General features: G+C 44.8%; 2 protein-coding genes, 4 tRNA genes and 5 rRNA genes. All 11 read right to left on the reverse strand.

All coding sequences use genetic code 11. The annotated features are described in order from the left end of the window. Nucleotides 1-48 precede the first annotated feature (48 nt). Nucleotides 49-2,805, reverse strand: a 23S ribosomal RNA gene (locus tag ATE47_RS14020). A 156-nt stretch (nucleotides 2,806-2,961) separates the two neighbouring features. Then, a tRNA-Ala gene (locus ATE47_RS14025) sits at nucleotides 2,962-3,035 on the reverse strand. 89 nt (nucleotides 3,036-3,124) lie between these two features. Then, nucleotides 3,125-3,198 (reverse strand) — tRNA-Ile (locus tag ATE47_RS14030). Between the two features lie 221 nt (nucleotides 3,199-3,419). Then, nucleotides 3,420-4,936, reverse strand: a 16S ribosomal RNA gene (locus ATE47_RS14035). A 1,743-nt stretch (nucleotides 4,937-6,679) separates the two neighbouring features. After that, nucleotides 6,680-6,787: ribosomal RNA gene (rrf, locus tag ATE47_RS14040) — 5S ribosomal RNA — on the reverse strand. Between the two features lie 160 nt (nucleotides 6,788-6,947). Further along, nucleotides 6,948-9,704 (reverse strand): 23S ribosomal RNA (locus ATE47_RS14045). 156 nt (nucleotides 9,705-9,860) lie between these two features. Then, nucleotides 9,861-9,934: transfer RNA gene (locus ATE47_RS14050), tRNA-Ala, on the reverse strand. Between the two features lie 89 nt (nucleotides 9,935-10,023). Then, nucleotides 10,024-10,097 (reverse strand) — tRNA-Ile (locus ATE47_RS14055). 221 nt (nucleotides 10,098-10,318) lie between these two features. Continuing rightward, nucleotides 10,319-11,835, reverse strand: a 16S ribosomal RNA gene (locus ATE47_RS14060). The 16S, 23S and 5S rRNA genes sit together here with 4 tRNA genes alongside, the layout of an rRNA operon. Nucleotides 11,836-12,906: 1,071 nt before the next feature. Continuing rightward, a complete protein-coding gene (locus ATE47_RS14070; RefSeq protein ID WP_115982548.1) occupies nucleotides 12,907-13,266 on the reverse strand; it encodes a VanZ family protein in 360 nt (119 codons plus the stop codon). Next, nucleotides 13,259-13,636, reverse strand: a complete 378-nt coding sequence (gene gcvH, locus ATE47_RS14075) for a glycine cleavage system protein GcvH (RefSeq protein WP_062162548.1) — start codon at nucleotides 13,634-13,636, stop codon at nucleotides 13,259-13,261. The genes ATE47_RS14070 and gcvH overlap by 8 nt, the downstream gene beginning before the upstream one ends. Nucleotides 13,637-13,679 lie beyond the last annotated feature (43 nt).

Here is a 13,679-nt window from a genome sequence, read left to right on the forward strand (position 1 = left end):
GACAAAACCTTGGTTGCACTTATAAGGCTTGTTTTATAGTAACCAATAGGCTATAAATCTACGGGTAATTAGTACTACTCGGCTATGCTGTTACCAACTTTACACCTGTAGCCTATCAACGTTGTCATCTCCAACGACCCTTAAAAGATGTCTCATCTTGAGGCGAGTTTCACACTTATATGCTTTCAGTGTTTATCTCTTCCAAACGTAGCTACTCAGCGGTGCACCTGGCGGTACAACTGATACACCAGAGGTTTGTTCAATTCGGTCCTCTCGTACTAGAATCAAGCCCTCTCAAACATCTAACGCCCGCAATAGATAGAGACCGAACTGTCTCACGACGTTCTGAACCCAGCTCGCGTGCCACTTTAATGGGCGAACAGCCCAACCCTTGGGACCTTCTCCAGCCCCAGGATGTGACGAGCCGACATCGAGGTGCCGAACCTCCCCGTCGATGTGAGCTCTTGGGGGAGACTAGCCTGTTATCCCCGGAGTACCTTTTATCCTATGAGCGATGGCCCTTCCATACGGAACCACCGGATCACTATGTCCTGCTTTCGCACCTGATCGACTTGTAGGTCTCACAGTCAAGCACCCTTATGCCATTACACTCTACGCACGGTTACCAAGCGTGCTGAGGGTACCTTTGAAAGCCTCCGTTACTCTTTTGGAGGCGACCACCCCAGTCAAACTACCCACCACGCAATGTCCTTCTAAAAGAAGTTAGGCTCCAAGTAAGTAAAGGGTGGTATTTCAACGTTGGCTCCACACACACTAGCGTGCATGCTTCAAAGCCTCCCACCTATCCTACACATTACTTACTCAAAGTCAATACGAAGTTATAGTAAAGGTTCACAGGGTCTTTTCGTCCCATTGCGGGTAATCGGCATCTTCACCGATACTACAATTTCACCGAGCTCGTGGCTGAGACAGTGCCCAGATCGTTACACCATTCGTGCAGGTCGGAACTTACCCGACAAGGAATTTCGCTACCTTAGGACCGTTATAGTTACGGCCGCCGTTTACTGGGGCTTCAGTCAAACGCTTCGCATTGCTGCTAACGCCCTTCCTTAACCTTCCAGCACCGGGCAGGTGTCAGACCCTATACAGCATCTTTCGATTTAGCAGAGTCCTGTGTTTTTGATAAACAGTCGCCTGGGCCTCTTCACTGCGGCCACCATTGCTGATGGCGTCTCTTCTTCCGAAGTTACGAGACTATTTTGCCTAGTTCCTTAGCCACGACTCACTCGAGCACCTTAGGATTCTCTCCTCGACCACCTGTGTCGGTTTTGGTACGGGTTGCTTCACTTCGGCTTTTCTTGGATCCGATTTCACTATAACAGCTTCGCCCGAAGGCTAGGCCTTGACACTTCCGTCCGTCTTCAATAGCTACGTCGAACCGTCCCCTTTTTAGTGTGAGCAAGTATGGGAATATTAACCCATTGTCCATCCACTACCCCTTTCGGGTTCGCGTTAGGTCCCGACTAACCCTCAGCTGATTAGCATGGCTGAGGAAACCTTAGTCTTTCGGTGAGGGGGTTTCTCGCCCCCTTTATCGTTACTTATGCCTACATTTTCTTTTCTGTCCGCTCCACAATACCTCACGATACTGCTTCGGCGCAAACAGAATGCTCTCCTACCAGATATAATTAATTATAAATCCATAGCTTCGGTAATATGCTTATGCCCGATTATTATCCATGCCGAACCGCTCGACTAGTGAGCTGTTACGCACTCTTTAAATGAATGGCTGCTTCCAAGCCAACATCCTAGCTGTCAATGCAGTTCAACCGCGTTGCTTCAACTTAGCATATATTTGGGGACCTTAGCTGTTGGTCTGGGTTCTTTCCCTCTCGGACATGGACCTTAGCACCCATGCCCTCACTGCCGCAGAACATTTATTAGCATTCGGAGTTTGTCAGGAATTGGTAGGCGATGAAACCCCCGCATCCAATCAGTAGCTCTACCTCTAATAAACTTTTTTGCGACGCTGCACCTAAATGCATTTCGGAGAGTACGAGCTATCTCCCAGTTTGATTGGCCTTTCACCCCTACCCACAGGTCATCCGAAGACTTTTCAACGTCAACCGGTTCGGTCCTCCACTCTGTGTTACCAGAGCTTCAACCTGCCCATGGGTAGATCACAAGGTTTCGCGTCTAATCCTACTAACTATGCGCCCTATTCAGACTCGCTTTCGCTCCGGCTCCGGACCTGAAGTCCTTAACCTCGCTAGTAAAATTAACTCGTAGGCTCATTATGCAAAAGGCACGCCGTCACCCAACTTGTGGGCTCCGACCGCTTGTAGGCGTACGGTTTCAGGTTCTATTTCACCCTTCTATTCGAAGTGCTTTTCACCTTTCCTTCACAGTACTTGTTCACTATCGGTCTTTCAGGAGTATTTAGCCTTGGAGGATGGTCCCCCCATATTCAGACAGGATTTCACGTGTCCCGCCCTACTCATTTATCATCTATATATACCTTTCATATACGGGGCTATCACCCTCTATGGCTGCACTTTCCAGTACATTCTATTAAATATATAAAGACTTTTGGGCTAATCCGCGTTCGCTCGCCACTACTTACGGAATCTCTTCGATTTCTTTTCCTCCGGGTACTTAGATGTTTCAGTTCTCCGGGTTTGCTCCTCTTGCGAGGTGACAGGTCTTCAACCTGCCGGGTTGCCCCATTCGGACATCTCGGGATCAATTCGTGTGTGCCAATCCCCCGAGCTTTTCGCAGCTTACCACGTCCTTCTTCGCCTCTGAAAGCCTAGGCATCCGCCATACGCCCTTAACGATTTCTTTCCTATTTTTAGGTTACTCAAGCACTTATAAGTGCTCGGTTTTCTCTTTGTGATGTCTTTACCGTTAATGTCAATGATCAAATTCTTCTTGTCAACTTAATGAACAGATGTTGTTTTTGGCTCCATCCGTAACTTTTAAACTAAGTCTTCAAAACTGTGGAGAATAAGGGAGTCGAACCCTTGACCTCCTGCGTGCAAGGCAGGCGCTCTAGCCAGCTGAGCTAATTCCCCCTCTAGTAGACTTCAGATTCCAGATTCCAGATCTCAGACTTTTAAATCTGATGTCTAGCATCTTATATCTTCCCGTCTTTTACAATTAGTAGTCTCGGGCAGGCTCGAACTGCCGACCTCTACATTATCAGTGTAGCGCTCTAACCAGCTGAGCTACGAGACTGTCTTTTAGACTAACAGATCCTAGATGCTAGATACAAGACTTTTGCATTCGTCTTGGTTCTTGGCTCTCGGCTCTTGTATCTCTATCCCTATACTAATTTCTAGTGGGTTTTGTATGTTTTTAAATATAAATCAACCAAATAAAAAACTAAAGCCTCTCTTTAAGTAAGTACTTTGTATCTTGCGATACTAATTTTGTTTATCGTCCCGAAAGACGCTCTAAAATGAGATGTTCCAGCCGCACCTTCCGGTACGGCTACCTTGTTACGACTTAGCCCTAGTTACCTGTTTTACCCTAGGCAGCTCCTGTTACGGTCACCGACTTCAGGTACCCCAGACTTCCATGGCTTGACGGGCGGTGTGTACAAGGCCCGGGAACGTATTCACCGCGCCATGGCTGATGCGCGATTACTAGCGATTCCAGCTTCATAGAGTCGAGTTGCAGACTCCAATCCGAACTGAGACCAGCTTTCGAGATTAGCATCCAGTCGCCTGGTAGCAGCCCTCTGTACTGGCCATTGTATTACGTGTGTGGCCCAAGGCGTAAGGGCCGTGATGATTTGACGTCATCCCCACCTTCCTCTCTACTTGCGTAGGCAGTCTCACTAGAGTCCCCAACTGAATGATGGCAACTAGTGACAGGGGTTGCGCTCGTTGCAGGACTTAACCTAACACCTCACGGCACGAGCTGACGACAACCATGCAGCACCTTGAAAATTGCCCGAAGGAAGGTCTATTTCTAAACCGATCAATTCCCATTTAAGCCTTGGTAAGGTTCCTCGCGTATCATCGAATTAAACCACATAATCCACCGCTTGTGCGGGCCCCCGTCAATTCCTTTGAGTTTCATTCTTGCGAACGTACTCCCCAGGTGGCTAACTTATCACTTTCGCTTAGTCTCTGAACCCGAAAGCCCAAAAACGAGTTAGCATCGTTTACGGCGTGGACTACCAGGGTATCTAATCCTGTTCGCTCCCCACGCTTTCGTCCATCAGCGTCAGTTAAGACATAGTAACCTGCCTTCGCAATTGGTGTTCTAAGTAATATCTATGCATTTCACCGCTACACTACTTATTCCAGCTACTTCTACCTTACTCAAGACCTGCAGTATCAATGGCAGTTTCATAGTTGAGCTATGAGATTTCACCACTGACTTACAGATCCGCCTACGGACCCTTTAAACCCAATAAATCCGGATAACGCTTGCACCCTCCGTATTACCGCGGCTGCTGGCACGGAGTTAGCCGGTGCTTATTCGTATAGTACCTTCAGCTTTCCTCACGAGGAAAGGTTTATCCCTATACAAAAGAAGTTTACAACCCATAGGGCCGTCGTCCTTCACGCGGGATGGCTGGATCAGGCTCTCACCCATTGTCCAATATTCCTCACTGCTGCCTCCCGTAGGAGTCTGGTCCGTGTCTCAGTACCAGTGTGGGGGATCACCCTCTCAGGCCCCCTAAAGATCATTGACTTGGTAGGCCGTTACCCTACCAACTATCTAATCTTGCGCGTGCCCATCTCTATCCACCGTAGTTTTCAATATCAAGTGATGCCACTCAATATATTATGGGGTATTAATCTTCCTTTCGAAAGGCTATCTCCCTGATAAAGGCAGGTTGCACACGTGTTCCGCACCCGTGCGCCGCTCTCAAGTCTCCGAAGAGACTCTACCGCTCGGCTTGCATGTGTTAGGCCTCCCGCTAGCGTTCATCCTGAGCCAGGATCAAACTCTCCATTGTATGTTTGTTCTGACTCACTCAAAGTTTTGACGCTTTAGTTTTTCCTTACTTGGTTGTTATATCTATTTTTCAATGATCTCTTTTCTTCCGCTTTCCCGGCTGCCTTTTTCTGTCGTTAAGCATTGCCGTATTTGCGTGTGCAAAAGTAAAAATTATTTCCTAATTGACCAAATGTTTTTACAAAGAATTTTAAAGTTTTTTAATTCACCCTAATCTCTCCATTCCCACTCAATCAATCCTACTCCTGCGCTCCCGTTTTACCGGACTGCAAAGATACAAAAACTTTTAAAACTCACAACTTTTTTTTATTAAAAAAATTAAAGTTTTTTGTCCTATCCTCCTATAGTACTGATATACTACAAAGTAGTTCTTTTTAATCTTAACCGCTTTCCTTAAAGCTCCTCTGCGCTACTGACATACTCTCGTTTTCAGTGGGGCAAAAGTAATCACTTTTACCCCATACTTCCAAATCTATTTAACATAATGTTCATATTTTATTCATAGACAATCATAAGTCACTGAAAGCCTGAATCAATAATTTTAAACGAGGGGGTGATAGGTATTGTGCGACGGGTTAAAGAGTCAGAGAGTTGGAGGGCTGGAAGGGTGAGAGTAGGAGAACAGAGGTTGTGATACCCATTAGGCTAAGTTGTTGATGAAGGTTGGTGGCTGGTGGTTTTCTAATAAACCTTATAGGTTTTAAAAACCTATAAGGTTGGGGTTGGGGAGTTGGCGGTAAAGATTATCGTGCCCAAATAAAGTAATGTAAAAGAATTCTTTTTTCTTTACTGTTTCGTTTGTCATTCTGATGAAGATCTAATTCTACATTTTCTTATTCTGAGATTAAAAACTTTTAGATTATAAAAATTAAAACTAATTTGATTTATATACATTACTGTCATTCCGAAGGAATCTAAACTGCATTTTTTGTATACAAACTCTTTTCTTTAGATTTTAATTTTGGAGAAGGCTAATTCCAGTTGGATCAAAAATAGTCTTTTAGTATAGGGCATTAAGAAAAAATTTTCAAGGTTTTTAAAAGCTTTGAGGATTTAGGTAAGTGTAAGTTATTTTGTTTTTTATTTAATCACTGATAACACGGATTTGCACAGATGTTTGTGGTATTTTTTTGATTAAAAAGTTGTCCTGCTCAAAAGCTTAATGTAGTTTAATGGGCTACTAAAAAATATTAATAATCCTTTGTTTAGATTCTTTCAGAATGACAAGCTTTGAGATATTGATAGAATAAAAATATAAAATTCTTTCATCACATTTTCTACCATTAAAAAATAGTGTAAGAAGTAAAATGAATTAAGAATAACTTTTTGCGACTTTTATTGAAATATATTCCGGCATCTAACAATGGATGATTTTTAAATATTTCTATACTACATTAAATATCTTTGTAGCTACAGGCCGCCCTTACAGGGCTGATACATCCAAACATATAATCTGGGCTATTAACAGGTCGCTCCTCCGGAGCTCCCCGCATTTAGCATTTAGCATCTAGCATCTAGCATCTAGCATCTAGCATCTAGCAAAATTATTAATTACCATTGCTTATTACTCATCTATTTTTTTTGGGGTATGGAGTTGTTATGGTATAAAACGAAAAAAGTCTCATACACATTTATGTATGAGACTTTTGTTTATTCTTTTGTTTTTGATTTTAGCATTTGTAGTTTTTTGCTTTTTGGGCATAAAAAAACTCCTTCATCGATTGATGAAGGAGTTTTAAATAAAAACCGGCGGCGACCTACTCTCCCGCTTTCGCAGTACCATCGGCGCTGGTGGGCTTAACTTCTGTGTTCGGAATGGGAACAGGTGAGCCCCACCGCTAAAACCACCCTAAAGGTTGTATATAAGATATCAGAGGTGAGATTTCAGATTTCAGACTTTTAATGGTCTTAAATCTGATGTCTTCTATCTGACATCTGTTTTAATCGATAAAAACTTTCACAAAGACAAAACCTTGGTTGCACTTATAAGGCTTGTTTTATAGTAACCAATAGGCTATAAATCTACGGGTAATTAGTACTACTCGGCTATGCTGTTACCAACTTTACACCTGTAGCCTATCAACGTTGTCATCTCCAACGACCCTTAAAAGATGTCTCATCTTGAGGCGAGTTTCACACTTATATGCTTTCAGTGTTTATCTCTTCCAAACGTAGCTACTCAGCGGTGCACCTGGCGGTACAACTGATACACCAGAGGTTTGTTCAATTCGGTCCTCTCGTACTAGAATCAAGCCCTCTCAAACATCTAACGCCCGCAATAGATAGAGACCGAACTGTCTCACGACGTTCTGAACCCAGCTCGCGTGCCACTTTAATGGGCGAACAGCCCAACCCTTGGGACCTTCTCCAGCCCCAGGATGTGACGAGCCGACATCGAGGTGCCGAACCTCCCCGTCGATGTGAGCTCTTGGGGGAGACTAGCCTGTTATCCCCGGAGTACCTTTTATCCTATGAGCGATGGCCCTTCCATACGGAACCACCGGATCACTATGTCCTGCTTTCGCACCTGATCGACTTGTAGGTCTCACAGTCAAGCACCCTTATGCCATTACACTCTACGCACGGTTACCAAGCGTGCTGAGGGTACCTTTGAAAGCCTCCGTTACTCTTTTGGAGGCGACCACCCCAGTCAAACTACCCACCACGCAATGTCCTTCTAAAAGAAGTTAGGCTCCAAGTAAGTAAAGGGTGGTATTTCAACGTTGGCTCCACACACACTAGCGTGCATGCTTCAAAGCCTCCCACCTATCCTACACATTACTTACTCAAAGTCAATACGAAGTTATAGTAAAGGTTCACAGGGTCTTTTCGTCCCATTGCGGGTAATCGGCATCTTCACCGATACTACAATTTCACCGAGCTCGTGGCTGAGACAGTGCCCAGATCGTTACACCATTCGTGCAGGTCGGAACTTACCCGACAAGGAATTTCGCTACCTTAGGACCGTTATAGTTACGGCCGCCGTTTACTGGGGCTTCAGTCAAACGCTTCGCATTGCTGCTAACGCCCTTCCTTAACCTTCCAGCACCGGGCAGGTGTCAGACCCTATACAGCATCTTTCGATTTAGCAGAGTCCTGTGTTTTTGATAAACAGTCGCCTGGGCCTCTTCACTGCGGCCACCATTGCTGATGGCGTCTCTTCTTCCGAAGTTACGAGACTATTTTGCCTAGTTCCTTAGCCACGACTCACTCGAGCACCTTAGGATTCTCTCCTCGACCACCTGTGTCGGTTTTGGTACGGGTTGCTTCACTTCGGCTTTTCTTGGATCCGATTTCACTATAACAGCTTCGCCCGAAGGCTAGGCCTTGACACTTCCGTCCGTCTTCAATAGCTACGTCGAACCGTCCCCTTTTTAGTGTGAGCAAGTATGGGAATATTAACCCATTGTCCATCCACTACCCCTTTCGGGTTCGCGTTAGGTCCCGACTAACCCTCAGCTGATTAGCATGGCTGAGGAAACCTTAGTCTTTCGGTGAGGGGGTTTCTCGCCCCCTTTATCGTTACTTATGCCTACATTTTCTTTTCTGTCCGCTCCACAATACCTCACGATACTGCTTCGGCGCAAACAGAATGCTCTCCTACCAGATATAATTAATTATAAATCCATAGCTTCGGTAATATGCTTATGCCCGATTATTATCCATGCCGAACCGCTCGACTAGTGAGCTGTTACGCACTCTTTAAATGAATGGCTGCTTCCAAGCCAACATCCTAGCTGTCAATGCAGTTCAACCGCGTTGCTTCAACTTAGCATATATTTGGGGACCTTAGCTGTTGGTCTGGGTTCTTTCCCTCTCGGACATGGACCTTAGCACCCATGCCCTCACTGCCGCAGAACATTTATTAGCATTCGGAGTTTGTCAGGAATTGGTAGGCGATGAAACCCCCGCATCCAATCAGTAGCTCTACCTCTAATAAACTTTTTTGCGACGCTGCACCTAAATGCATTTCGGAGAGTACGAGCTATCTCCCAGTTTGATTGGCCTTTCACCCCTACCCACAGGTCATCCGAAGACTTTTCAACGTCAACCGGTTCGGTCCTCCACTCTGTGTTACCAGAGCTTCAACCTGCCCATGGGTAGATCACAAGGTTTCGCGTCTAATCCTACTAACTATGCGCCCTATTCAGACTCGCTTTCGCTCCGGCTCCGGACCTGAAGTCCTTAACCTCGCTAGTAAAATTAACTCGTAGGCTCATTATGCAAAAGGCACGCCGTCACCCAACTTGTGGGCTCCGACCGCTTGTAGGCGTACGGTTTCAGGTTCTATTTCACCCTTCTATTCGAAGTGCTTTTCACCTTTCCTTCACAGTACTTGTTCACTATCGGTCTTTCAGGAGTATTTAGCCTTGGAGGATGGTCCCCCCATATTCAGACAGGATTTCACGTGTCCCGCCCTACTCATTTATCATCTATATATACCTTTCATATACGGGGCTATCACCCTCTATGGCTGCACTTTCCAGTACATTCTATTAAATATATAAAGACTTTTGGGCTAATCCGCGTTCGCTCGCCACTACTTACGGAATCTCTTCGATTTCTTTTCCTCCGGGTACTTAGATGTTTCAGTTCTCCGGGTTTGCTCCTCTTGCGAGGTGACAGGTCTTCAACCTGCCGGGTTGCCCCATTCGGACATCTCGGGATCAATTCGTGTGTGCCAATCCCCCGAGCTTTTCGCAGCTTACCACGTCCTTCTTCGCCTCTGAAAGCCTAGGCATCCGCCATACGCCCTTAACGATTTCTTTCCTATTTTTAGGTTACTCAAGCACTTATAAGTGCTCGGTTTTCTCTTTGTGATGTCTTTACCGTTAATGTCAATGATCAAATTCTTCTTGTCAACTTAATGAACAGATGTTGTTTTTGGCTCCATCCGTAACTTTTAAACTAAGTCTTCAAAACTGTGGAGAATAAGGGAGTCGAACCCTTGACCTCCTGCGTGCAAGGCAGGCGCTCTAGCCAGCTGAGCTAATTCCCCCTCTAGTAGACTTCAGATTCCAGATTCCAGATCTCAGACTTTTAAATCTGATGTCTAGCATCTTATATCTTCCCGTCTTTTACAATTAGTAGTCTCGGGCAGGCTCGAACTGCCGACCTCTACATTATCAGTGTAGCGCTCTAACCAGCTGAGCTACGAGACTGTCTTTTAGACTAACAGATCCTAGATGCTAGATACAAGACTTTTGCATTCGTCTTGGTTCTTGGCTCTCGGCTCTTGTATCTCTATCCCTATACTAATTTCTAGTGGGTTTTGTATGTTTTTAAATATAAATCAACCAAATAAAAAACTAAAGCCTCTCTTTAAGTAAGTACTTTGTATCTTGCGATACTAATTTTGTTTATCGTCCCGAAAGACGCTCTAAAATGAGATGTTCCAGCCGCACCTTCCGGTACGGCTACCTTGTTACGACTTAGCCCTAGTTACCTGTTTTACCCTAGGCAGCTCCTGTTACGGTCACCGACTTCAGGTACCCCAGACTTCCATGGCTTGACGGGCGGTGTGTACAAGGCCCGGGAACGTATTCACCGCGCCATGGCTGATGCGCGATTACTAGCGATTCCAGCTTCATAGAGTCGAGTTGCAGACTCCAATCCGAACTGAGACCAGCTTTCGAGATTAGCATCCAGTCGCCTGGTAGCAGCCCTCTGTACTGGCCATTGTATTACGTGTGTGGCCCAAGGCGTAAGGGCCGTGATGATTTGACGTCATCCCCACCTTCCTCTCTACTTGCGTAGGCAGTCTCACTAGAGTCCCCAACTGAATGATGGCAACTAGTGACAGGGGTTGCGCTCGTTGCAGGACTTAACCTAACACCTCACGGCACGAGCTGACGACAACCATGCAGCACCTTGAAAATTGCCCGAAGGAAGGTCTATTTCTAAACCGATCAATTCCCATTTAAGCCTTGGTAAGGTTCCTCGCGTATCATCGAATTAAACCACATAATCCACCGCTTGTGCGGGCCCCCGTCAATTCCTTTGAGTTTCATTCTTGCGAACGTACTCCCCAGGTGGCTAACTTATCACTTTCGCTTAGTCTCTGAACCCGAAAGCCCAAAAACGAGTTAGCATCGTTTACGGCGTGGACTACCAGGGTATCTAATCCTGTTCGCTCCCCACGCTTTCGTCCATCAGCGTCAGTTAAGACATAGTAACCTGCCTTCGCAATTGGTGTTCTAAGTAATATCTATGCATTTCACCGCTACACTACTTATTCCAGCTACTTCTACCTTACTCAAGACCTGCAGTATCAATGGCAGTTTCATAGTTGAGCTATGAGATTTCACCACTGACTTACAGATCCGCCTACGGACCCTTTAAACCCAATAAATCCGGATAACGCTTGCACCCTCCGTATTACCGCGGCTGCTGGCACGGAGTTAGCCGGTGCTTATTCGTATAGTACCTTCAGCTTTCCTCACGAGGAAAGGTTTATCCCTATACAAAAGAAGTTTACAACCCATAGGGCCGTCGTCCTTCACGCGGGATGGCTGGATCAGGCTCTCACCCATTGTCCAATATTCCTCACTGCTGCCTCCCGTAGGAGTCTGGTCCGTGTCTCAGTACCAGTGTGGGGGATCACCCTCTCAGGCCCCCTAAAGATCATTGACTTGGTAGGCCGTTACCCTACCAACTATCTAATCTTGCGCGTGCCCATCTCTATCCACCGTAGTTTTCAATATCAAGTGATGCCACTCAATATATTATGGGGTATTAATCTTCCTTTCGAAAGGCTATCTCCCTGATAAAGGCAGGTTGCACACGTGTTCCGCACCCGTGCGCCGCTCTCAAGTCTCCGAAGAGACTCTACCGCTCGGCTTGCATGTGTTAGGCCTCCCGCTAGCGTTCATCCTGAGCCAGGATCAAACTCTCCATTGTATGTTTGTTCTGACTCACTCAAAGTTTTGACGCTTTAGTTTTTCCTTACTTGGTTGTTATATCTATTTTTCAATGATCTCTTTTCTTCCGCTTTCCCGGCTGCCTTTTTCTGTCGTTAAGCATTGCCGTATTTGCGTGTGCAAAAGTAAAAATTATTTCCTAATTGACCAAATGTTTTTACAAAGAATTTTAAAGTTTTTTAATTCACCCTAATCTCTCCATTCCCACTCAATCAATCCTACTCCTGCGCTCCCGTTTTACCGGACTGCAAAGATACAAAAACTTTTAAAACTCACAACTTTTTTTTATTAAAAAAATTAAAGTTTTTTGTCCTATCCTCCTATAGTACTGATATACTACAAAGTAGTTCTTTTTAATCTTAACCGCTTTCCTTAAAGCTCCTCTGCGCTACTGACATACTCTCGTTTTCAGTGGGGCAAAAGTAATCACTTTTACCCCATACTTCCAAATCTATTTAACATAATGTTCATATTTTATTCATAGACAATCATAAGTCACTGAAAGCCTGAATCAATAATTTTAAACGAGGGGGTGATAGGTATTGTGCGACGGGTTAAAGAGTCAGAGAGTTGGAGGGCTGGAAGGGTGAGAGTAGGAGAACAGAGGTTGTGATACCCATTAGGCTAAGTTGTTGATGAAGGTTGGTGGCTGGTGGTTTTCTAATAAACCTTATAGGTTTTAAAAACCTATAAGGTTTGGGTTGCGAATAATGTTTATGTTGGCTTTGGAACCACCCCGTCAAAAATTCTCTGAATTTTTGACGGGGTGGTTCCAAAGGAGGGGAATTTATAATGCTGGTTATAATGATAGGTATAGGTGGGTGGATTATGGGTGGGATTGAGGAAAAAACCGGTATTATTGTTGTGGGCTGCCTCTATAAGGGTACGGGACATCCTAGCCCAGATAGGAACGGTTACCCCGCAACGGGATGTGGGAGAGAGGGTTTGGAGTGGGAAAAGGGTTGGCGTGAGGAGTATGAGTGGATAGCTGGATTAGCTTCTAAGAAAAATCAGAGCTTGTATAGAGGAAGTTAATGTTTTATTGTGAAGTTCAGGAGAATTTTTTGAAGAGTACCTTATATATAGAGTATCCGATAAGGCATCCGATAGTATCGGCAACGATGTCTAAGGTTTCCATGGATCTTCCCAGACCCATTTCTTCCTGAAGAATTTCGGTAAGGAATGCATATATAAGGATGATCTGAATGAAATAGGAAAATCTGATTCTAGGGAATGCAGCTATGAAACAGAAACCAAGTGCTGCAAAGATGCTTAGGTGTAAGGCTTTGTCGATGCCGTTGAACATGAACCAATATTCATGGTTTTCTTCTCCCGGCTTGAGAAGCATATAAGTAAGAAATGCCCAGTAGATGGGCAATATCTTACTCAGTATTTTTGAAATTTTATCCAATGATTGCCTGGTATTCTTCAGCAGAAATCAAGTCTGAATGATCAGCACCTTCAGCAACTTCTAATTTGATGATCCATCCGTTTCCATAAGGGTCTGTATTCAACAATTCCGGCTGGCTTTCCAGTTCCGAATTGAATTCAATAACTTTTCCTGAAATTGGTAAGAATAAATCTGAAACTGTTTTTACGGCTTCAACACTTCCGAAAGTGGCACCTCCCTTAAGATCATCATCTACAGTATCCACATCTACATAAACGATATCTCCAAGCTCGCCCTGCGCGAAGTCTGTGATACCGATTGTAGCTACGTTACCTTCAATCTTAATCCATTCGTGATCTTTAGTGTACTTTAATTCTGATGGTGTGTTCATTTTTTAATTTTTATTTCTACAAATGTATTCAAAATTCTACAAG

The organism is Chryseobacterium sp. IHB B 17019 (assembly GCF_001456155.1).
GTDB lineage: Bacteria > Bacteroidota > Bacteroidia > Flavobacteriales > Weeksellaceae > Chryseobacterium.